This is a genomic window from Micromonospora echinofusca (assembly GCF_900091445.1).
Classification (GTDB): Bacteria; Actinomycetota; Actinomycetes; order Mycobacteriales; family Micromonosporaceae; genus Micromonospora; species Micromonospora echinofusca.
Genome location: NZ_LT607733.1, coordinates 2,984,730 through 3,005,849, shown reverse-complemented (window position 1 = coordinate 3,005,849; position 21,120 = coordinate 2,984,730). Strand labels below are relative to the sequence as shown.

Sequence of the window (21,120 nt, the reverse complement as noted above, 5' to 3'; positions counted from 1 at the left end):
CGTCCCGCCGGTGCACACCCCGCGCCGCCACCCCGCCGCCCGGCCACGCCCCGCGCCGCCACCCGGGCCGACCGGCCGCGCCGGGCCGAAGCGGCGGCTAGGTTGGCAGTATGCGCGTCGTCATCGCCGGAGGCCACGGCAAGATCGCCCAGCTCGCCCACCGCGAACTCGCCGGTCGGGGCGACACCGCCGTCGGCCTGATCCGCAACCCCGACCACGCCGCCGCGCTGCGCGCCGCCGGCGCCCACCCCGTCGTCGCCGACCTCGAACACGTCGGCGTCGACGAACTCGCCGAGCACCTGCACGGCGCCGACGCCGTCGTCTTCGCCGCCGGCGCCGGCCCCGGCAGCGGCGCCGGCCGCAAGGACACCGTCGACCGGGCCGGCGCCGTCCTGCTCGCCGACGCCACGCAACGCGCCGACGTCCGCCGCTACCTGCTGGTGTCGTCCATGGGCGTGGAGAGCGAAGCGCCCGCCGGCACCGACGAGGTGTTCGCCACGTACCTGCGGGCGAAGAAGGCCGCCGAGGACGACCTGACCGGCCGCGACCTGGACTGGACGATCCTGCGCCCCGGCCGCCTCACCGACGACCCGCCCACCGGGCGCATCACCCTCGCCCGGCAGGCACCGGCGGGCGCCGTCACCCGCACCGACGTCGCCCGGGTCCTCGTCGCCCTGCTCTACCACCCGCACAGCGCCGGCACGATCCTGGAGGTCGTCGGCGGCGACACCCCCATCGCCGACGCCGTCGCCGCCGTCGACCGACGCTGACGGCAGTTGTGGCAACGGCACGGCGGGGACGGCGACGCGGTGCCCCCACCGACCGACGCTGACCCGCCGGACGGGACCGGCGCGGCTACTCGCCGAGCACGGCCCGCAGGTGCGCGTTCACCGCACCGGCAGCCGCCGCGTCGGCGCGCAACTGCTCCGACTGCTCCGACAGGTACGCCTGCCACCGGCTCAGATGCTGCTGCGCCGACGCCACCGCCGCCACCAGGGCAGCGTGCCGCTCCTCCAACTGCCGCACCTGCTCACCCCGCGACGAACCGACAACGCCCTGCGCCTGCGCGATGATCTCGTCGGCCTGCCGCCGCGCGTCAGCGATGATCTCCGCGCCCTCCGCGCTGGCCTCACCGATCGTCCGGTTCGCCTCGTCCTGCGCCCGCATCGCCAACTCGATCACCATCGGATCCGGGCCCCGCGCGGCGGTGCTGGGCAACGCGCCGTGCCGCAGCATCTCCACCTGCTGCACCAGGCCCTCGTTCTCCCGCCGCAGCCGGTCCACCTCACCACCCAGCAACGCCACCCGCTCGTCGGCCGAACGCGTCAGGTCGACCACCTCGTCGGCGGACAACCACCGGCTGCCCCGGAACCGACGCACCTCCAACGCACCCACCGCCCGGGCCAGCTCACCACGCGCATCGGCGAGGTCGCCATGCTCGACGCTCATCGCACCCCCGTCCCACCGAAGTCGTCCCGCACGGCGGCAGCCGCGCCCGCCAGTGGCGGATAGAGCGAATGGTCGTACCCCTCCACCAGGATCCGCTGCGCCGGCACCCCCGACGCCGTCAGAGCGGCCACCGTCGCCCTGGTCATCTCCGGGCTGCCACACACCAACACCTCGGTGTCCGGCCACGGACCCAACCGCACCGCCGTCTCGGCGGCCGTGCCCACCGCCCCCTGCCACTGCCAACCCGACTCCACCGTCGGCACGTACCGCAGCCACGCCGAACGCCACGGCTGCGCCGACGCCGACGCCAACTCCCGCAGCGCCGCGTCGTCGTACAGGTCGTCCGGGGTCCGCGCACCCACCACCAGCGTCGTCGTCCGATCCGAGCCCTGCCGCAACGCCTCCACCACCGCCCGCAGCGGCGCCAACCCCGTACCCCCCGCCACCAACAGCAACGCCAACCCCGGAGACCGGTCGTACGACGACAACGCCGTCCCCACGGGCGAGCCCAGCAACACCCGGTCACCCTCACGCAGCCTGCGCACCAGATGCGTGGAGAAGCGACCCGTCGCCCGCACATGGAACTCGATCGTCCCGTCCGCGCGCGGCGCATTCGCCGGCGACAGATACCGCCACGCCCGCAGCTGCGGCACCTGCACCGGCAACGACTGCCCCGGCAGGTACTCGCACAGATAGTTCGGGCGGACCGTGAACACACACACGTCGGCGCGCCGCCGCTGCGCCGCCAGCACCTCCGCCTCCCAGTACGGCGGCGACGTCCGCTCCGCCTCCGCCGCACCGGCGAGCATCAACCGCGCCACCAACTCGTACGCCGCCGCCCACTCCGCCCGCAGCTGCGGCGTCCACCGAGGACCGAGGAACCGCTCCAACGTGGCCAGCAACGCCTGCCCCACCCGGATGTAGTGCCCCTCCCCCAACGGCACCATCCGGCCCTGCCGGTCCTCGCCCTCGAACCGCCGGTGATCGGCACCCAGCCGCCGCGCGAACGCCGTCACCTCCCGCTCGTCGTCGACGTGCGTGACGATGTGCCCCAACGCCGCCAGCAACTTGTCCTGCTGGTACTCCATGTTCGTCGGGAACATCGCCCGCGTCTCGGGCGCGATCAGGAACAACGTCGCGTAGAAGTACCTCGCCGCCTCCGCCCCCGCCACACACAGCTGAGCCCAACTCTGGCGCAACGCCACCACGTCCATGCCTCAGCCCTCCCCTCGGCCTGCCACGTCGTGCCGCTGCCGCAACGTCGCCGACACGACACCCGCGGCACCATACGCGCGACCGGTCTGCCACAGGTTCGGATTCGGCACCCGCGGGTCGTAGTAGCGGTGATGCACCGCGTGCAACGCCGCCCACCCCACACTGCCGTTGAGCCACGACCAGTCGCCGTGCACCGGCCGACCCGCCCGCTCCTCCTGCGCGCAGAACCGCATGAACAGCTCCGACTCCGTGTGCGGATCCGACACCCGTACCCCCGCCGAGCGGAACGAGTGCAACACCGCCTGATTGATGACCAGGGCCGCGTGCTCACGCCACAGCGTGTCCTCACGCGACGTGTCCAACCCCAACCCGCGCGCCACCGGCAGCAACTGGTCGTAGCGGTCCCCGTCGCCCATGTTCCGGGTGCCGATCTCGTCGCCCAGGTAGTGCCCGTTGAACGGGGCGCAGCTGTAGTCGACCCCACCCACCCGCAGCCGCATCGTGCTGATCACCGGCAGCGCGTGCCACCGCAACCGCAACCGCGCGAACCACGGGTACGCCGGATGCGCCAGCGCCACCTCCCGCACCAACTCCCGGGGCGCCGGCACCAACGTCGGATCCTCGTACGCCGTCTCGAGCACCCACGGCAGCAGATCGAAGCGCCCCGGCACCGCCGGCGGCCGCCACCCCAGGCGCCGCACCGCGTCCGTCATCGCCACCTGCGCCGCATCGCCCAGCACCGACCCGTCGTCCAACCGGTGCCCGCAGTAGCGGATCAACTGGTCGTTCCAGATCCGCGCCCGCGGACCCACCCCCGGCCGGTCGGGCGCGAACACCGTCATCACCGACCGGATCCGCCCACCGTTGTCCGCCACCGCCAGATGCTGCGCCAACTCCCGCGCCATCCCCGCCACGGTCGTCACGTCACGCCGGTCACGGACCTTCAACCCCGCCCACCGGGCCCGCCCCACGCAGCGCGCCGACTGCCGCCACGCCACCTTCGCCCCGTAGGTCAACTCGTCGCCGGTGTGCCGGTACGTGCCGGTCACCGCGATTTCCTCCCGCACCCCCGCCACCCGCGCCGCCACCCCCGGCAGCCGGCGCTCCTCGTGGTACAGGTGCAGGAACTCCACCGCCTCCGCCGTCGGATCCCCCACCGCCTCCGCCGTCAGCGCCCCCATCGGCGAAGCGGACGCGTGCGACACGGGGCAACCCCCGCCCACGGCATCCAGGTCGGTCTGCACTTCGGTTCAATCCGATCGTCGGGCAGGCGTCACCGCCGCTGCCTGCGTCGTGTTCCGTGCACCGACCCACGACCGCCCACACCCGACGGGCGGCGACATCCGTGCGTGACAGGCGCAACGACGCAGACAGGATTGCCATGATCGGCAAGAGTGTCAACAAGGCGACAGGTCACGACGTGGCGTACACCACACACCGGACCGTCAGGCGCCACCCACCCGGGCCCGGCAGCCGCCCACAGAAGACCGCCCCGGGCCCGTCAACCAGCCCGACGACGCGCCCGACGTGCCGCCAACTCGTCACCCACCGGATCAGCCGCCACCGGCGCCTCCACCGACGTCGCCGGCTCCGACGGCAGGTGCGACAAGGAACCCTGAATCTCCTTGAACGCCCCACCGATCGCGATGCCGAACACGCCCTGGCCACCCTGCAACAGATCGACCACCTCCTCCGGCGACCGGCACTCGTACACGGTCGTGCCATCGGAGATCAACGTGATGCCCGCGAGATCCTCCACCCCCCGGGAGCGCAGCGCCTCGATCGCCTTACGGATGTTCTGCAACGACACCCCGGCGTCCAGCAGCCGCTTCACCACCTTCAGGACCACCAGGTCCCGGAACGAATACAACCGCTGCGTGCCCGAACCCGAAGCGTCGCGCACACTCGGCACCACCAACCCCGTGCGGGCCCAGTAATCCAACTGGCGGTAGCTGATCCCCACCGCATGGCAGGCCGTCACACCCCGGTACCCCACGGCACCGTCACCCTCGGTCGCCCAACCCGGCGGCGCCACACCCGGCTCGTCCAGCTCCATACCCGGATCGGGATCTCGCGGCTCGTGCATCCGGACAACCTCCCCGCCAGTGCGGTGACACGTCGCTTCCGGGACGTGCACCCCTCGACACGGCAACCCTATAGCCGCCTTGAGAAATTGCCCCGCAGGAACCGTTGCGACACGCCGCGACACACGACAACGACGATCATCCACAGCACCGTACCGTCACTGAACGTGACGGACGACGCCGCGCCCGACAAGCTTGTCCACCCGCGCGAAAGACCGGAATCAGCCGGCGAAATCCTCCGGACGCACCTGGTCCAGGAACTCGCGGAACTTCTCCACCTCGTCCTCCTGCTCGTCCGGGATCACGATCCCCGCCTCGCTGAGGACCTCCTCGGCACAACGAATCGGCGCACCGACCCGCAACGCCAACGCGATGGAATCACTCGGCCGGGCCGACACCCGCACCCCGTCACCGAGCAACAGATCCGCGTAGAAGACGTTCTCCTTCAGCTCCGTGATCTCCACCGCCTGCAACGGCGCCTTCAACGCCGCCAACACGTCCCGCAGAAGATCATGGGTCAGCGGCCGGGCCGGCTTGACCCCCTGCTGCTCATAGGCGATCGCCGTCGCCTCGACCGCACCGATCCAGATCGGCAGATAGCGGTCCCCCTCGACCTCCCTGAGCAGGACGATCGGCTGGTTGTTGGGCAGCTCCACCCGAACTCCGACCACGCTCAGCTCGCGCACCGCCGCCTCCGTGTCGTTGTCACCTACGCCGCACCGCGCCCTTCCCTGCACGGTACACGGACCGCGACACGGCCGTCCCATGCGCTACCCGCACCACGCCCGCGCCAGAAAGGGGTTACCCCGGCAAGCCTACGACACGCTTCCCGGGGAAGATCTTTCCGCACGCCCCACCGGATCACCGACCCAACGTCGAGCGCAACCCCACCCGCACCAACGCCGCATGCAACTGCTGCGACAACGCCACCAACTCCCGCGCCGTCTCCGCAGCCCGCGCCCGCGCCGCCGGATCACTCTGCCGCGCCAACGGCGCCACCAACTGCGCGAACAGACCGACCTCCCGATCCGCCGCCGTCCGGAACGCCCGCAGATGCCGCGGCTCCAACCCGTACGCCGCCAGACCCGCCACCGCACGCGCAATGATCAACGCATCGTCGTCGTACCAACCCGGCGGATCCGACACCACCACACCAAGGCGCTCCAACTCGCCCAGCGTCGACTCGTCGATCCCACTGCGCGCCACCAGATCCAACCGGCCGAGCCGCACCTGCGACGACCCGGCCGGCTCCTCCGACACCCGCCCCGGAACCTCACCGTCCGGACCCACCGCCACCAACGTCGGCCGCTGCCGACCCGGCGACTCCCCGGACGCGTCCCACTGCGCCAACTGATCACGGATCACCCGCAAGGGCAGATACTGGTCCCGCTGCGCGGTCAACACGAACCGCAACCGCGCCACATCGTCCCAGCTGTACTTCCGGTAACCCGCAGCCGTCCGCTGCGGCTCCACCAGACCCTCGGCCTCGAGGAACCGCAACTTCGAAATGGTCACGTCCGGGAAATCAACCCGCAGCTGACCCAGCACCTCGCCGATGCTCATCAGCGGACGGGCGCGGGCCGCCTCGGGCGGCGTGGAGGCCGCAGGCTCGTTCACCCCCGGCCGGCCCCCTCCTCGGGACGCGGACCGGCGATGAACACCACCCGGAACTTGCCGATCTGCACCTCGTCACCATTGCTCAACGTGGCCGCCTCGACCCGCTCCCGGTTCACGTACGTGCCGTTCAGACTTCCCACGTCCCGCACCGTGAACGTCCCACCGTCACGGTGGAACTCCGCATGCCGCCGCGACACCGTCACGTCGTCCAAGAAGATGTCACTGTCCGGGTGACGACCGCTGGTCGTCACATCGTGATCCAACAGGAACCGGGCACCCGCGTTCGGACCCCGGCGAACCACCAGCAGCGCCATACCCGGCGGCAACGAACCGGACATCCGGCTCGGCACCACATCGGTGTCCGGCCCCTCCAGCACTTCGTCGAGCGAACCGAGATTGAGCGTCGAAGTGACGTCGAGTGGGGGGAACTCGTCGTCTGGGCGCGTCATGGGACCACCTCACGGATCTGTTCGGTCGGCGTCGGGTAATGGCGGGTCTGGCCGCCGGGCACTACCACACCCGGCGGCTGGCTCCCCGTGCCCGGAAAGGCAATTCCGCAACGCTGAACTATTGGATTCTCGGTCGACTGGGCGAGCCTAGCCAGCGCCGAAATGCAGGGCAACCGGACGCGCGGAACACCCACCACGCCCGGAAGGGACGCGCTCAGCTCTCGGTGAGCTCACGATACGCGTCCGCGGACAACAGGCCGTCGACCGCCGCCGGATCGTCCAAGGCGATCTCCACCAACCAACCCGCACCGTACGGATCCGTGTTGATCACCTCAGGGGTGTCGCCGAGCGCCTCGTTGCGCGCCGACACCGTACCGCTGAGCGGGGCGTAGATCTCCGACACGCTCTTGGTCGACTCGATCTCACCCAACGACTCACCGGCCGCCACCACCGCGCCCGCCTCGGGCAGCTGGACGTACACGATGTCACCCAGGGCGTCCTGCGCGAAGTGCGTGATGCCGACCCGGACAGTGCCACCGCCGTCACCCGCCACCCACTCGTGCTCGGCGGTATACCGCAGATCCTCAGGAATCACCAGACGCGTCCTTCATCCATCGGCGCACCGGAAACCCGGTGCGAGCCGCGCCGGTCAGGAGACCGGACGGGCGTGTTCCAGCTTGATCGGCGCGTGCAGCGCCGAAACCTCGGCAACCTCACGATCCTCAACGATCAACTTACCGCCGTCACCCGTCACCGACGCCACCACCCCGCCAGGAATGTTCAAGGCCGTACGCATCGTCGCCGGATCACCGATCACCGTGATCGTGAACGGACCCGTCAACCGACGCCCGTCCACCACCAACGCCCCGCCCTCCCCGTCCAGGAAGAACGTCGAGGCGATGATCCGCACCGTCGCCCGGTCACCACCGGAGATCTGCATCGCCTCCGCGCCCGCGCCCCGCAACTCCTGCACCGCGTCCAGCACCCGCGACGCCGAGATCGACTTCTCACCCGCCTCGAACCGCACCGACAACCCCGGCCCCGTCGCCGGCAACGTCCCCGCCAGGATGCCCAACTCGTCGGCCCGCCGCGTCGCCTCCTCCAACGCCGCCTGCCGACCCTGCTGACCCGACCGCAACTGCCGCTGGCTCTCCTCCAACGTCGCGATGTCCTGCCGCAGCCGAACCTCCCGCGAATTCAGGTCGTACAGGATCCGCACCAGATCCTCCTGCCGCGTCGCCGCCACCGTCGGATCCGTCGACGTCGTCTTGAACTGCACCACCAACGTGAACCCCAGCAACGCCAACAACGCCGCGATCATCACCCCGGCCGAACTCATCCGCCGCCGCGGCGCCGGCCCGGCAGCCGCCGGCTGCTCGACCTCACCCGCACCGGCCGCCCGGCTCAGATCCACCGTCGCCCCGTCCTCAGGCTCCCGCACGGAAGGCTCCACCGACGGCGCCGACCGCTCCGGCACCAACGGGCTCAACTCGTCCGGATCCGGCGCCTCCGGCCGCGGATCGGGCTCCCCCGCCGGACCCCCCGGCCGCCCCGGACCCGCCGGCTGCGGCCAGCCCGTGCCCGTCTCCGTGTGCTCGTCGCTGCTCATCGCCACCAAACCTACGCCCGGAACAGGTGCCGACGGATCGCCGCCACGTTCCCGAAGATCCGCACCCCGAGCACCACCACCACACCGGTGGAGAGCTGACCGCCCACCCCCAACTGGTCACCCAGGTACACGATCAGACCCGCCACCAGCACGTTCGAGATGAACGACACCACGAACTGCTTGTCGTCGAAGATCCGGTCGAGCTTCGCCCGCACCCCGCCGAACACCGCGTCCAGCGCGGCCACCACCGCGATCGGCAGGTACGGCTGCAACGCCGTGGGAACCGTGGGGTCGAGCCACACCCCCAGCACCACACCGGCCAGCAGGGCCAGCACCGCGATCATCGACCACCTCCGGAGGGGCTGGGAGACGTCCTCGAACCGGTCGGCCCAGGACTGACGGAACCGTCGACCCCCGACGGCGACGGCGTCGGACTCACCGAGGGCTGCGCGTAGCGTAGCCGCGGGTCCGGAGCCGCCGGCAGGGTGAGGTCCTCGGCCTCCCGCACACCGAACGACAACCCCGTGTCCTCAGCCACCTTGCGCATCGTCAACGCGCTGCGGCTGTCCTCGTAGCGGTCCCGCATCGACCCCGGGCCGATCGCCGACACCTCGTACGGGCCCGTCACCGGCCGGAAGTCCACCAGGATCGCCTGCCCCGCCGAACGGATCGTCGACATCGCCGTCAACCGCTGACCGTTGATCGCGATCGCCTCCGCCCCCGCCGCCCACAGGTCGTTGGCCACACCCTGAAGATCGCTGTAGATCACCCGGGACGGCCCCACGTCCGCGCCGGTCACCGCGTCCTGGTTCTGCGGGGCGTCCGCCAGGCGCACCACCACGCCGTCACCGCGCACCCGCCCCAGGCCGGTACCCGCCTCCAGATTGTGCAACCGCGCCGCCTCCGAGCCACCCAGCGCCGCCGCCCGCTGCCGCGCCACCTCCGCCCGCAACTCGTCGGCCCGCACCGACAACCGGTCCGTCTCGGTCTCCCGCTGCTTGATCTGCTCGACCAGGCCGGACCGGGCCTGGCTGCGCCCCGGCTCGGCCTCCAGCGTCTGCCGGTACGCCACCGCGAACAGGAAACCCAGCAGCAGCGCCACCACCAGGGTCACGGAGCGCGCCGACCAGCGCCGCCACTGCGCCGGCGGCGTCTGCCGCTCCCGGCGCCGGGCCGCCGCGTCGGCGTACCCGGGATCCAACGGGTTGCGGAACAACTCCGTCAGGAAGTCGGGTGCGTACACCCGGTCGGGACGGCCCCGACCGTCGCCCGGCGTACCCGTCATGCCGTCACTCCCCCGGCCCGAACCGCCCGGACCAGCCGGGCGGCCTGCACCACGTAGAGCGCGCCCGCCACCCAGTAGAGCACCAGGCCCCACCAGGCCAGGCCCCAACCGATCGCCCCCGCGGCGCTCGCCGCGCCCGGCACCGCCGCGGCGAGCAGCAAGACCGGGAAAGCGGCCAGCAACAGGAACGTCGCGGTCTTGCCCACGTAGTGCACCGGCGGCGGACCGTAGCCGTGGCGGCGCAGCACCGCCAGCGAACCCAGCAGGAGCAGTTCCCGGGCCAGCAACGCCGCGGTGAACTGCCAGGGCACCACGTCGCGGGCGGTGAACGCGAGCAGCGTGGCGAGGATGTAGAGCCGGTCGGCCAGCGGGTCGAGCAGCTCCCCCAACCGACTGACCTGGTGCATCCGGCGCGCGACCCAGCCGTCCACCCAGTCGGTGGTGCCGCCGATGGCCAGCACCACGACCGCCGCCACGTCGGCACGCGCCACGAGCAGCAGGTAGAGGAAGAGCGGCACGCCGAGCAGGCGGACGAAGCTGATGACGTTCGGCAGCGTGAGGACCCGGTCGCCGATGGCCGCCCCGCTCGTGGCGGCGGTGGCCTCCGGGTGATCTTCCCGAGCCGGCGGACGCGACACCGGACCTCCTCCGCGACACGCTCCGCCGCCCGGCCGAGCGCGGAGAACGTGGGCGCTGTCGGGCCGGCTCACGCCGGCGTCCCCTGTGGCCCCCCGACGGGACCTTCACCTGACTCGGCCCGCGATCGTCATGATCACGGGCCGGCTGATTGCGCTGCCACTATATCGGGCCGTCGCCGCCGCCCTCCGGCTCAGGCTGCTCGTCCGCCGGTGTTCGGTTGCCTTTGTGCGGTGGGTCACCACCTGTAAGGCATCCTAGGACACTAGTGGAGCGATGGAACGTACAGGCTGCCGGAGAACCGCCCGGGCCGGGCGTCAGGCGGTGCGGGCGGAGGCGTCGGCCGGCACCTCGGTCGGCACGGCGGTGGCCGCGCGCTCGAAGGCCAGCAGCGCCAGCAGCAGCTCGTGCTGCGCCCGACCCGGCATCCGGTCCAGCACGGCCTGCACGGCACGGTGGCGGCGCTCCTGGAGCTCGTGCAGCAGCTGCTCGGCGTCGGCGGTGGGGACCAGCCGCACCTCCCGCCGGTCGCGGGGGTCGGCGACCCGGCGCAGCAGGCCCGTCGCCTCCAGCCGGTCGCAGAGCCGGCTCGCCGAGGAGGGTACGACGTCCAGCAGCTCGGCCAGGCCGTTGACGTTGGTCTCCGGTCGGCCGGTGATCAGCGACAGCACGCGCAACTGCGTCGGGGAGACGGCCATCTGGTGCCGGGACACCGCCGAGTCGAGCACACCGACGAGCGCCTCCGCGGCGGCGTCGATCGCCGCGGCGAGATTCAGAGGTCGTTCCACCAGGTGTCCCCTGCGATCGTCCCGCTCGTGTGCTGCCGTCGCGACGACGGCTCTCACCCGTCGCCCCGCCCGGCGGAGCCACGCCAGTCCAGGCAGACGACGACAGCATCGTCACGCAAATCGACATCCGCGTGCCAGGCGTGCAGTTCGCGCATCACCGTACCAACCGCCTCCGCCGGCGGTTGCAGCCGCGTGGACCGCATCGCCCGCGCCATCGCCCGCTCGCCGTACGTCCCGCGGTCACCGGGGTCGGCGGCCCACACGCCGTCGCTGACCACGAAGAGCCGGTCCCCCGGCTCCAGATCGAACTCCTGGACGTCGTAGCGGGCCTCGGCGAACATGCCCAGCGGCAGCTGCTGCTCCAGGTGGATGGGCGTCACGGTCCCGCCGCGCAGCCGCAACAGGTGCGGGGAGCCGGCATCCACCGCCCGCACCCGACCGGTGACGGTGTCCAGTTCGAGCAGGAGCGTGGCCACGTAGCGGCGACCACGGTGCTGGTAGAAGACCGTGTCGGAGGCCAGCTCGGCCTGCTCGACGAGGCTCCCCCCGGAACGCCGCGCGTTGCGCAGCGCGTTCACGGTGACGGCGGTCAGCAGCGCCGCCGCCAGCCCGATGCCGGCGCCGTTGAGCACCGTCACCGTGAGCCGGTCGTCGTCCACGGACCAGTCGAAGTGGTCCCCGCCGACGGTGTACGCCGGCTCCAGCTGGCCGGCGAGATCGAACGCCGCGTGGCTCACGCCGCGTCCCGGCAGCAGCTCCCACTGCATCTCCGCCGCCATGCTGAGCCGCTCCCGCCGGCGGACCCGGCGGTACCGGTCGGTCTCCCGGTCCGCCGCGCGCAGCACGACGGCCAGCTCACCGGCGACGTCCGCGGCCCGCTCGACGACGTCCGGACCAGGCGGGTCGGGCAGCTCGACCAGGAGCACCCCGAGCCGCTCCCCCCACACCGACAGCGGCAGGTAGAGCCACCACCGGCCCTCGTCCATGGCGTCGGTCACCGGCTGCTGGCTGCTGAAGCAGCGCTGTGCCATGGTGTGGCAGGCGAGGAACTCCCCGCCGTCGGCGAGGTCCGTGTCCAGCACCGGCCAGAGCCCGGTGATCCGGTAGTCGGCGATGAACACGTCCGTTCGCGTGGCGCCCAGAGCGGACCGGATGGCCCGGTCCGCCGCCTCCACCACCTGGTCGGGCGGGGCCGCGCGAAGCGCACGCGAGACCTGGCCCGGTGCCTCCAACATGATCATCCTCCGAAAAGCTTGCCGTAGGGCAAGCATCATACGGAGGCCCGCGCCCCGGCCTCCCGGCGGGCGGGCCCGCCGGGGCGCGTCGACGGCCACGACACGGGGCGCCGGCACCACCCGGGGCGGCGCCGGCGCGTGCGTGCTGCGGCGGGCGGCCGGTACCGCCTCCGCCGTCCTGGAACCCGGCCCGCCGGGCGAGGCGGTCAGCCCGGCGAGCGGACGGTAAGCGTCCTGGAACCCGGTCCGCCGGGCGAGGCGGTCAGCCCGGCGAGCGGACGGCGAGCCCGCCGTGGAAGGCGTCCGGCACCTGCGCCGGCGGGCCGTCCGGGCGCCACCGGCTGATCGGCACGATGCCGTCGTCGGTGGGCGTCCAGCGGCCCAGTAGCCGCGCGAACGCGGCCGGCGCGCGCATCCGGAACGTCGGACCCATCATCGCCAGGGCCTCCGGGTGACCGGCCAGCTCCTCGGTGTCGAAATCGACGGCGAGCAGGCTGCCGGGCGCGGTGGCCTGGTAGAGCTCGTCGAGGGTGCGCGCCAGCGTCTCGTCGTCCAGGAACGCGGCCAGGCCGAGGAAGACCACCCCGACCGGCCTCCTCCCCCACCCCGGCACGAAGCGGTGCAGCTGGGCGCGGTCGACCGTGCCGATGTCGGTGGCGTCGCCGTAGCCGTAGCCGGCCCGGTCGCTGCCGGCCAGCAGGCGCTGACCGAGGCGGATGGTCACCGGGTCGACGTCGGTGTAGAGCACGGTGGCCTCCGGGGCGACCTCGTGCACGTTGCCCATGCTGGGCACCCCGGCGCCGAAGACGAGGAAGCCGTCCACCCCCCGCGCGGCCATCGTGCGCACCGCCCGGCCGAGGAAGGCGCGCAGCTCGCGGAAGACCGGCGCGCACGGCCCGTACGCGTGCTCGAAGGCACGGGCGGCCGCCACGTCGACCGGGAAGTGGTGCTCCCCGCCGAGCCAGAAATCGATCATGCGCGCGGTGCTCGGCTGGTCGGGCTCAACCATCGACGACGCTCCCTCCCCGGTGGGCGTGGACAGCGTACCGACCACTCGGCCTGCGCGGTATCGGCCCGCCGACAGGCGGCCGGCCGCGATACTGGCCGGGAACCGGCGGGAGGTGGGCGGTGAACTCGGCGAACGGCGCGGCGGTGGTCGTCGGCGTGGACGGCTCGGAATCGGCGCTGCGTGCCGTACGGCTGGCCGCCGTCGAGGCGGCCCGCCGGCACCGGCCGCTGCGGATCGTGCACGGCTTCATCTGGCCCCTGCTGCGCGTCCCGGTCGACGCCCCCGCCGGCGGACCGCCCGGCGCCGGCCTGCGGGAGCAGGCGGAACAGGTCGTCACCGCCGCCACGGACGAGGCCGAGGCCACGGTGCCCGGGTTGCGGATCTCCGGCGAGATCATCGACGGTGAGGCTGCCGCGGTGCTGCTCGGCGAGTCCCCGGCCGCCGCGATGATCGTGCTGGGCGACCGGGGGCTCGGCGGCTTCTCCGCCCTGGTGGTCGGGTCGGTCGCGGTGCAGGTCGCCGCGTACGCCGACTGCCCGGTACTGGTCGCCCGGGGCACCGACCACCCCGACGGGCCCGTGGTCGTGGGGGTCGACGGCTCCGAGACCGCCCGGCTCGCCGCGGAGTTCGCGATCGAGGAGGCGTCCATGCGCGGCGCGCCGCTGGTCGCGTTGCACGCCTACCGGCATCCGGCATCCACCGGCCCCGGGGACATGCTGCCCCTGGTGTACGACGACACCGAGCTGCGTTCCGAGGAGGATCGGGTGGTCGCCGAGACGCTGGCCGGGCTGACGCAACGGTGGCCGGACGTGTCGGTCAGCCGGGAGACCTCCCGGGGCCGCCCCACCACCGTGCTGGCCGAGGCGTCCCGGCGGGCACAGCTGCTGGTGGTCGGCCGGCAGGGCCGCGGGGAGCTGACCGGGCTGCTGCTGGGCTCGGTGAGCCAGTCGATGCTGCACCACGCCGACTGTCCCGTCGCGGTGGTCCGCGCGCCCCGCTGAGCCCGCCCCACCGCGCCGAACCGGTCGTGGGGTTGGTCGCGGCGCAGGCGGGTAGACGACCGCGGTACGCCAACGGCGACGACGACCGGAGGAGGCAGCGATGCCAGGACCACGGCCGGGCAGTAACGCGTACGACAAGCAGCGGGCACGCATCCGCAACGCGATGGACGATTCGGGACGACGGGTGCCCGACGACAAGGCCAACGACGTGGCCAACCGGATCCTGCAGTCCGACCGCGGGCAGCGGGGCGTCGTGCGCGGCGAGCGGGTCTACGGCCCCAAGGGCGAGCGCGAACCGGGCGACCCGAAGTGAGGGCGGGCGGCCTGGCCGACGGGGCGATCGCCGGCGCGGTCGGCAGCACCGCCCTGAACGTGGTCAGCTACCTGGACATGGTCGTACGGGCGCGTCCGGCGAGCAGCACCCCGGAGCGCAGCGCCGGACGGCTGGCCCAGGTGGCGCACGTGGACCTGGGGCCCGGGGACCGGGCGGCCAACCGCCGCTCGGGCCTCGGCCCGCTGCTCGGCTACGGCATCGGTGTCGCGGCGGGGATCGGCTACGCCCTGCTCTCCCGGGGCCGCCGGATGCCGCTGCCGCTGGCCGCCGGGGTGCTCGGTGGCGGCGTGATGACGATGTCCGACGGGTCGATGACGGTGCTCGGCGTGACCGATCCGCGTACGTGGCGACGCGGGGACTGGCTGGCCGACCTCGTGCCGCACCTCGCGTACGGCGTGGCGGCCGCAGCCACCTGGAACCGGCTGCGACCGCCCGCCTCGCGCCGGGGCCGCTAGCCCGGGGCGCTCTCGTCGTCGGCGACCGGCTCGGCGGCCGGCCCGTACGGCGACACCTGCCCGCGGGGCACCGGCCGACCCTCGTCGCCGTGCGACGAGCCGCGGTTGCGCGGGTGCCCCGCGGGGTTCGGGCCCTTGCTGTCCTGGCTGGTGGCGCCCTTGTTGTTGCGGCGGAACTCCTCCTGCTGCGGATTCACCACGGGTCTCTCCTTCCGGGTTCGACCGGGTCCGGCGTCGGTTACCCGTCCACCCCTGCGGCATGCCCGCCGGGGCCGACGCTCGCAGGGGTGGCCGGGCGCAGGGCGGGTACATCCGAGGGATGGGCGACGACCGGAAGGTGGCGCGGATCCTGCTGGACCGGCGGGGCCGCACGTACGCGGAGGAGGCGGGCATCACGCTCGCCGACCGGCCCGCCCCGCTCTACCAGCTGCTGGTGCTCGCCACGCTGCTGAGCACCCGGATCCGGGCGGGCGTGGCCGTGGCGGCCGCGCGGGAACTGTTCGCCGCTCGCCTGCGGACCCCGCAGGCGATGGAGGCGGCGAGCTGGCAGGACCGGGTCGACGCGCTGGGCCGGGGCCACTACCGCCGCTACGACGAGCGGACCTCGACCATGCTCGGCACCGGCGCGCGGCTGTGCCGGGAGCGCTGGCGCGGCGACCTGCGCCGGTTGCACCGCGAGGCCGGCGGCGAGCCGGCCGGACTGCGCCGCCTGCTGACCGAGTTCCCCGGCATCGGCCCCACCGGCGCGGACATCTTCCTGCGCGAGGCGCAGGTGGTCTGGCCGGACCTGCGCCCGTTCGCCGACCGGCGGGCCCTGGCCGGCGCGAAACGCCTCGGCCTGCCCGGCTCGGCGGAGCGGCTGGCCGCGCTGGTCGCCCCCGCCGACTTCGGCCGGCTCGCCTCGGCGCTGGTCCGGGTGGCCCTCGGCGAGGAGTCCGCCGGTGAGGTGACCCGCGCCGCCGCCGCGTGAGGGCCTACTTCGCCGTCTTGTCGCCCGGCTTCGTCAGGTGCCACACCAGCAGCGCCGCCAGCAGCGCGAGCACGACGAGCCCCCCGGACACGCCTCGGCCGTCCTCCTCGCTGCGGCCGGTGGTGCCGAAGTAGATCACCGCGAGCCCGGCCAGCACGGTGACGAACGTCCGCATCCCTCGGTCCTTCACGTACCGGACGGTACGTCCGGCTCCGCTCCGTTCGTGGTGGTTCGGCCCGCCGTCACCCGACCGGGTCAGGGCCGGCGGGGAAGCCGCGCAGCCGCACCCGGCGGATCACCCGGTCGGACACCTCCACCACCTCGACGGTCAGCCCCGGCAGGTGCACGGTCTCCCCCGGGCCGCTCGGCAGGTGCCCCAGCCCGGCCAGCACCAGCCCGGCCACCGTCGTGTACTCCCGCGACGGCCGGAAGTGCAGGCGTACGCCGACGTCGGCCAGGTCGTGCAGCGGAAAGTCGCCGGGCACCAGCAGCGAGCCGTCCGGCTCCCGGGTCGCCCCGGTCACGTCCCGGTCGGTCTCGTCGTACAGCTCCCCGACGACCTCCTCCAGCAGGTCCTCCATCGTGATGATGCCGTCGACGCCGCCGTGCTCGTCGACGACGAGGGCGAGTTGCTGGTGGCACGCCCGCAGCTCCCGCAGCGCGTCGGAGACGGGCAGGGTGCCCGGCAGCAGCAGCGGCGGGCGGGCCCGGCCGGCGACGGTCGCCCCGTCCGCGCCGACGAGTTCGCGGATGTGCACCACGCCGCGCACCTCGTCGAGCCCGCCCGGCCCGACGACCGGGGCGCGGGAGCGGCCGGCGGCGGCGAGCCGGCGCAGCCCGTCGGCGGCCGACAGCGTGGCGGGCAGCGTCGTCACGGCCAGCCGGGGCACCAGGATCTCCCGCAGCGTACGGCCGGCGATGTCGAACGCGCCGATGAGGATCTCCCGCTGCTGCGCGGACAGGCCCCGCTGGCTGACCAGCATCTCCCGCAGCTCGTCCTCGGTCATCTCCGTACGGCTGGCCCGTGGATCCCCGCCGGCCAGCCGCACCACCACGTCGGTGGCCTTGCTCAGCAGCCAGACCGCCGGCCGGGACAGCCGGGCCAGCAGGTCCAGCGGGCCGGCGCTGAGCAGCCCCCAGCGCTCGGCGCGCTGCATCGCCAGCCGCTTGGGGGCCAGCTCGCCCACGACCAGGGTGACGAACGTCAGCAGCACGGTGACCAGGACGATCGCGACGCCCCGCGCGGCGCCGCCGAGGAAGCTCAGCGGCCCGACCAGCGGCTCGGCCAGGGACACCGCGGCCGCGGCGGAGGCGAGGAACCCGGCGAGGGTGATCCCGAGCTGGATGGTGGCGAGATACCGGTTGGGGTCGCGCACCAGCCGCGCCAGCCGCTCCCCCGAGCGGCTGCGCCGGCCCAACTGCCGCACCTGCCCCTCGCGCAGCGTCACCAACGCCATCTCGCTGCCCGACAGGGCGGCGTTGATCAGCACCAGCACCGCCACCAGCGCGAGCTGACCCAACTGCGCCCCCATGTCAGTCGACCTCCAGGTCGTCGAGGGAGATCTTGTGCGTCATCAGCCACCGGGCCAGCGCCGACATCCCGAACAGCCACAGCGGCGCGGACTCGGTGGTGCCGTTGGTCGCGAAGATCGCGAAACGCAGGTCCGGCGCCCGGTACGCCTCGATCCGCCACTTGTGCTGCCTGTCCCGCCAGACCGCGGAAGGGTCCATGGCGTCACGCTAGGCGACCGCCCGCCCCGCCGGGGCGGCTTCAGGACCCGGCCGTGACCACGATCCGCGCGTCGTCGGGCAGCCGCCGGGTCACGCCGCGGCGGTCCAGCAGCTCCAGCAGCGGCACCGCGACCCGGCGGGTGGTGTCCAGCGCCCGCCGGGCGGCGCTGAGCGTGAACGGCTGGGGCAGCCCGGCCAGCACCCGTACGGCGTCGTCGGCCGCGCCGGGCAGCAGCACCACGTTCTCGGCCAGCCGCAGCAGCGCCCCCGCGCGTACGGCCGCGCCGATCTCCCGGGGACCCAGCCCCAGGTCGGCGAGGTGCTCGGCCTCGGGGGCCCGGAACGGGCGGTCGGCGTACTCGGCGCGGACCTGGGCCACGGCCCGGGCCACCGGTTCCGGCAGCGCGTCGGCCGCCGACGCGGTGACCCGGCCGGCGCGCAGCCGCAGCGGCGGCCGCACCAGCGCCTCGACCAGCGCCCGCTCGGGCAGGTCGAGGCGCTGACGCAGCAGCTCGAGCGGCACACCCGGCTCCAGCGGATGCTCCCGGGCGTGCCGGGCGACCTCCTCGACCAGCCGGGCGCCGAGGACCCGCCAGTGCTCCGGGTCGGCCAACCAGTCGCCGGTGACCGGCCGGCCGGTCACCTCGACGCCGGTGCGAAGAAGGTCGCCGGCCCGCGCCAGCCGCCGCCGGCGCAGCTCGCCGGCCAGGTCGGGGCGGCCGTCCATGGTGGCCAGTACGGCCGCGCGGGCCGCCGCCGCGCCCCGGCGGGTCAGCGGCGGCGGCGCGACGTCCAGCACGGTCACCCCGCCCGCGACGTGGTGCCGGCCCGGATCACGCAGCAGCGCCCGGTCCCCGACCAGCAGCGGCAGCGGCCGGGCCAGCCGCAGCCGGGCCGTGTCGGCGCCGAGCGGCCGGACCCGGGCCGGCACGGCCGCCGCGCCGATGTGCAGGGTCAGGGTGGCCGGCAGGGCCCCGGCCGCATCGCCGGCCAGCCTCACGTCCAGCAGGTCCGTGCGGTGGAACCGGCCGGGGGTGAGCAGCGCGTCGCCGCGCCCGAGGCGGTCGCGGGGCGTGCCGCGCAGGTTCACCGCCACCCGCGCGACCGCGGCGACCTCGGGCCGCGCCACGCCGAGGGAGTGCAGGCCGCGTACCCGCACCGTCTCCGCACTGCCCGCCAGCTCCAGCTCGTCGCCCACCCGCAGCCGTCCGGCGCCGAGGGTGCCGGTCACCACCGTGCCGGCGCCCCGGACGGTGAAGGCGCGGTCCACCCACAGCCGCACCGGGGCGTCGGTGGGCGCGCCGGGCAGCCGGGCGGCGAGCCGGTCCAGCGCCGCGCGCAGCTGCGGCAGACCGGCGCCGGTGACCGCGCTGACGGCGACCGCGTCGAGGCCGCCGAGGGAGGTGGCGACCAGCTCCGCCCGGGCCTGCGCCGTCGCCGGCCCCGGGTCCGCCAGGTCCGCGCGGGTCACCACCAGCAGCCCGTACGCCACCCCGAGCGCGTCCAGCGCCGCCAGGTGCTCGGCGGACTGCGGCATCCAGCCCTCGTCGGCGGCGACGACGATCAGCGCGGCGGGCACCGGGCCGACGCCGGCGAGCATGTTCGGCACGAACCGCTCGTGGCCCGGCACGTCGACGAACGCGACCGTCGCGCCCGAGGGCAGCGTGCTCCAGGCGAAGCCGAGGTCGATGGTCATGCCCCGGCGGCGTTCCTCGGCCCACCGGTCCGGTTCCATCCCCGTCAGCGCCCGCACCAGCGTCGACTTGCCGTGGTCGACGTGCCCGGCGGTGGCCACCACGAACACGGCTCAGCCCCGCCCGGGTACGCGCAGCACGGCGGCGCGCAGCGCCGCGTCGGCGTCGACGGGCACGCAGCGCAGGTCCAGCAGCAGCCGTCCCCGTATGACCCGGCCCAGCACCGGCGGGTCGCCGAGGCGCAGCGGCCCCGCATAGTGCTCGGGCAGGGCGAGCGCCCAGGAGGGCAGCTCGACGCCGGGCGCGCCACCGCCGCCGACGACCGCCCCGGCGGGCACCACCTGCGCCTCGCACCCGTCGGCGGCGAGCGCGTCACGCAGCCGCTCGGTGCGCTCGCGCAGCGCACCCGGGTCGGCGTGCAGCGCGGTCCGGGTGGGGGTGGTCGGGTCGCCGAGGGTGGCGGCCAGCGCGGCGAGGGTCAGCTTGTCCACGCGCAGCGCCCGGGCCAGGGGGTGGCGGCGCAGCCGCTCGACCAGGTCGGCGGCGCCGAGCAGCAGGCCGGTCTGTGGGCCGCCGAGCAGCTTGTCGCCGCTGGCGGTGACCAGCGCCGCGCCGGCCCGCAGGGTGGACGCGGCGTCCGGCTCGGCGGGCAGCAGCGCATCGGGCGCGAGCAGCCCGGAGCCGATGTCGGCGACCACGGGGACGCCGAGGGTGGCCAGCGCCCGTACGGGCACGGCGGAGGTGAAGCCGGTGACCTGGAAGTTCGACGGGTGCACCTTGAGCACGAAGCCGGTACGGGGGCCGAGCGCGGCGGCGTAGTCGTCGAGGGTGCTGCGGTTGGTGGTGCCGACCTCGCGCAGCCGGGCGCCGGTGCTCTCCAGCAGGTCGGGCAGGCGGAACCCGTCGCCGATCTCCACCAGCTCGCCCCGGCTCACGACGATCTCGGCGTCGGCGGCCAGGGCGGTGGCGGCGAGCACCAGCGCGGCGGCGCCGTTGTTGACCACGTGCACCGCGCCCGCGTCGGGCACCGCCGCCGCGAGGGCGTCGAGGGCGTCGCGTCCGCGCCGGGCCCGCCGTCCGGTGCGCAGGTCCAGCTCGACGTCCGTGTGCCCGGTGGCCGCGGCCACCGCCGCGACGGCGGCGGGCGACAGCGCGGCGCGTCCCAGGTTGGTGTGCAGCACCACCCCGGTGGCGTTGAGCACCGCCCGGGGCGTCGACGCGGGCAGGGCGGCCAGCGCGGCGTCGCGTACCGCCTCGGGGGTGATCTCGCCACGGCGGGCCCGCTCCTGGGCGCGGTGGACGGCGGCCTTGACCCGCTCCCGGCCGACGGTGACCGCCGCGGCGGCCAGCCGGGGGTCGGCGAGCAGCGCGTCGGTGCGCGGCACCCGCCGGCGCGGATCGGCCGCGACGTCCCCCATGGTCCCTCTTCCGCAGCATGGCGGAGACGGACGGGAATCGAACCCGCCTGGCCCGGATCCCGGACCACACCGGTTTTGAAGACCGGGAGGGGCACCAGCCGCCTGAACGCCTCCACGCAGCAGTGAACCACAGGCCCGGCG

Annotated in this window: 26 protein-coding genes and 1 tRNA gene; 5 read left to right on the top strand and 22 right to left on the bottom strand. The window is 74.1% G+C overall.

From position 1 onward, the window contains the following. The first annotated feature begins 110 nt into the window (after positions 1-110). Complete coding sequence (locus tag GA0070610_RS13185; protein ID WP_089000311.1) at positions 111-770, top strand: NAD(P)H-binding protein; 660 nt, start codon at positions 111-113, stop codon at positions 768-770. 85 nt (positions 771-855) lie between these two features. Here the strand turns inward: GA0070610_RS13185 and GA0070610_RS13180 are convergent, their stop codons facing one another. The 15 genes from GA0070610_RS13180 to GA0070610_RS13110 form a co-directional block, all read right to left on the bottom strand. Next, positions 856-1,449, bottom strand: a complete 594-nt coding sequence (locus GA0070610_RS13180) for an SPFH domain-containing protein (protein WP_089000310.1) — start codon at positions 1,447-1,449, stop codon at positions 856-858. After that, entirely contained in the window at positions 1,446-2,663 is a 1,218-nt protein-coding gene (locus tag GA0070610_RS13175) for a globin domain-containing protein (protein WP_089000309.1), read from the bottom strand. Before GA0070610_RS13175 ends, GA0070610_RS13180 begins: the two co-directional genes overlap by 4 nt. A 3-nt stretch (positions 2,664-2,666) precedes the next feature. Beyond that, entirely contained in the window at positions 2,667-3,845 is a 1,179-nt protein-coding gene (locus GA0070610_RS13170; protein ID WP_089003470.1) for a nitric oxide synthase oxygenase, read from the bottom strand. A gap of 320 nt (positions 3,846-4,165) precedes the next feature. Further along, the gene (locus tag GA0070610_RS13165; protein WP_392567301.1) at positions 4,166-4,750 is read right to left on the bottom strand and encodes a MerR family transcriptional regulator; all 585 of its coding nucleotides are present in this window, start codon (positions 4,748-4,750) and stop codon (positions 4,166-4,168) included. 219 nt (positions 4,751-4,969) lie between these two features. Then, positions 4,970-5,434, bottom strand: coding sequence for a bifunctional nuclease family protein (locus tag GA0070610_RS13160; RefSeq protein WP_089000307.1), 465 nt, complete (start codon positions 5,432-5,434; stop codon positions 4,970-4,972). Positions 5,435-5,609: 175 nt separating this feature from the next. Beyond that, entirely contained in the window at positions 5,610-6,311 is a 702-nt protein-coding gene (gene ftsR, locus GA0070610_RS13155; RefSeq protein ID WP_172896671.1) for a transcriptional regulator FtsR, read from the bottom strand. Between the two features lie 50 nt (positions 6,312-6,361). Then, positions 6,362-6,814, bottom strand: a complete 453-nt coding sequence (gene odhI / locus GA0070610_RS13150) for an oxoglutarate dehydrogenase inhibitor Odhl (protein WP_089000305.1) — start codon at positions 6,812-6,814, stop codon at positions 6,362-6,364. Positions 6,815-7,028: 214 nt separating this feature from the next. Then, positions 7,029-7,409, bottom strand: a complete 381-nt coding sequence (gene gcvH / locus GA0070610_RS13145; RefSeq protein ID WP_089000304.1) for a glycine cleavage system protein GcvH — start codon at positions 7,407-7,409, stop codon at positions 7,029-7,031. Between the two features lie 54 nt (positions 7,410-7,463). Beyond that, complete coding sequence (locus GA0070610_RS13140; RefSeq protein WP_089000303.1) at positions 7,464-8,423, bottom strand: DUF881 domain-containing protein; 960 nt, start codon at positions 8,421-8,423, stop codon at positions 7,464-7,466. A gap of 11 nt (positions 8,424-8,434) precedes the next feature. Continuing rightward, positions 8,435-8,767: a small basic family protein gene (locus tag GA0070610_RS13135; RefSeq protein ID WP_089000302.1), complete on the bottom strand. Its 333-nt coding sequence runs from the start codon at positions 8,765-8,767 to the stop codon at positions 8,435-8,437. After that, on the bottom strand, positions 8,764-9,708 hold the full coding sequence (locus GA0070610_RS13130; RefSeq protein ID WP_089000301.1) for a DUF881 domain-containing protein: 945 nt from the start codon (positions 9,706-9,708) through the stop codon (positions 8,764-8,766). The genes GA0070610_RS13135 and GA0070610_RS13130 overlap by 4 nt, the downstream gene beginning before the upstream one ends. Beyond that, positions 9,705-10,346 carry a CDP-alcohol phosphatidyltransferase family protein gene (locus GA0070610_RS13125; protein WP_089000300.1) on the bottom strand — a complete coding sequence of 214 codons (642 nt, stop codon included), beginning with the start codon at positions 10,344-10,346 and terminating at the stop codon, positions 9,705-9,707. The genes GA0070610_RS13130 and GA0070610_RS13125 overlap by 4 nt, the downstream gene beginning before the upstream one ends. Positions 10,347-10,661: 315 nt before the next feature. Then, entirely contained in the window at positions 10,662-11,132 is a 471-nt protein-coding gene (locus GA0070610_RS13120) for a MarR family transcriptional regulator (protein ID WP_089000299.1), read from the bottom strand. A 53-nt stretch (positions 11,133-11,185) separates the two neighbouring features. Then, positions 11,186-12,367, bottom strand: coding sequence for a PP2C family protein-serine/threonine phosphatase (locus GA0070610_RS13115; protein ID WP_089003469.1), 1,182 nt, complete (start codon positions 12,365-12,367; stop codon positions 11,186-11,188). Positions 12,368-12,629: 262 nt separating this feature from the next. Then, the gene (locus tag GA0070610_RS13110; protein ID WP_089003468.1) at positions 12,630-13,376 is read right to left on the bottom strand and encodes an SAM-dependent methyltransferase; all 747 of its coding nucleotides are present in this window, start codon (positions 13,374-13,376) and stop codon (positions 12,630-12,632) included. 119 nt (positions 13,377-13,495) lie between these two features. Between GA0070610_RS13110 and GA0070610_RS13105 the strand changes: the two genes are divergently transcribed. The 3 genes from GA0070610_RS13105 to GA0070610_RS13095 all read left to right on the top strand — a co-directional run bounded on the left by GA0070610_RS13105 (position 13,496) and on the right by GA0070610_RS13095 (position 15,166). Next, complete coding sequence (locus GA0070610_RS13105) at positions 13,496-14,377, top strand: universal stress protein (protein ID WP_089000298.1); 882 nt, start codon at positions 13,496-13,498, stop codon at positions 14,375-14,377. Positions 14,378-14,477: 100 nt separating this feature from the next. Then, complete coding sequence (locus GA0070610_RS13100) at positions 14,478-14,690, top strand: phosphatidylethanolamine-binding protein (RefSeq protein ID WP_089000297.1); 213 nt, start codon at positions 14,478-14,480, stop codon at positions 14,688-14,690. Continuing rightward, entirely contained in the window at positions 14,687-15,166 is a 480-nt protein-coding gene (locus GA0070610_RS13095; RefSeq protein WP_089000296.1) for a hypothetical protein, read from the top strand. Before GA0070610_RS13100 ends, GA0070610_RS13095 begins: the two co-directional genes overlap by 4 nt. On the opposite strand, the gene GA0070610_RS13090 is transcribed toward GA0070610_RS13095, so the two are convergent. Continuing rightward, positions 15,163-15,366 carry a hypothetical protein gene (locus GA0070610_RS13090; RefSeq protein ID WP_089000295.1) on the bottom strand — a complete coding sequence of 68 codons (204 nt, stop codon included), beginning with the start codon at positions 15,364-15,366 and terminating at the stop codon, positions 15,163-15,165. The two genes, GA0070610_RS13095 and GA0070610_RS13090, sit on opposite strands and share 4 nt — an antisense overlap. Positions 15,367-15,485: 119 nt before the next feature. Between GA0070610_RS13090 and GA0070610_RS13085 the strand changes: the two genes are divergently transcribed. Next, complete coding sequence (locus GA0070610_RS13085) at positions 15,486-16,136, top strand: hypothetical protein (protein WP_089000294.1); 651 nt, start codon at positions 15,486-15,488, stop codon at positions 16,134-16,136. Between the two features lie 4 nt (positions 16,137-16,140). On the opposite strand, the gene GA0070610_RS30500 is transcribed toward GA0070610_RS13085, so the two are convergent. The 6 genes from GA0070610_RS30500 to GA0070610_RS30495 all read right to left on the bottom strand — a co-directional run bounded on the left by GA0070610_RS30500 (position 16,141) and on the right by GA0070610_RS30495 (position 21,093). Next, on the bottom strand, positions 16,141-16,326 hold the full coding sequence (locus GA0070610_RS30500; protein WP_148710079.1) for a hypothetical protein: 186 nt from the start codon (positions 16,324-16,326) through the stop codon (positions 16,141-16,143). A 52-nt stretch (positions 16,327-16,378) separates the two neighbouring features. Continuing rightward, positions 16,379-17,668, bottom strand: coding sequence for a hemolysin family protein (locus tag GA0070610_RS13080; RefSeq protein WP_089000293.1), 1,290 nt, complete (start codon positions 17,666-17,668; stop codon positions 16,379-16,381). A gap of 1 nt (position 17,669) precedes the next feature. Continuing rightward, positions 17,670-17,867 (bottom strand): hypothetical protein, encoded by a 198-nt coding sequence (locus GA0070610_RS13075; protein WP_089000292.1) that lies wholly within the window; start codon positions 17,865-17,867, stop codon positions 17,670-17,672. 40 nt (positions 17,868-17,907) lie between these two features. After that, positions 17,908-19,671 (bottom strand): selenocysteine-specific translation elongation factor, encoded by a 1,764-nt coding sequence (selB, locus tag GA0070610_RS13070; protein WP_089000291.1) that lies wholly within the window; start codon positions 19,669-19,671, stop codon positions 17,908-17,910. Between the two features lie 3 nt (positions 19,672-19,674). After that, on the bottom strand, positions 19,675-20,979 hold the full coding sequence (selA, locus tag GA0070610_RS13065; protein ID WP_089000290.1) for an L-seryl-tRNA(Sec) selenium transferase: 1,305 nt from the start codon (positions 20,977-20,979) through the stop codon (positions 19,675-19,677). Positions 20,980-20,997: 18 nt separating this feature from the next. Then, positions 20,998-21,093, bottom strand: a tRNA-Sec gene (locus GA0070610_RS30495). Positions 21,094-21,120: the final 27 nt, after the last annotated feature.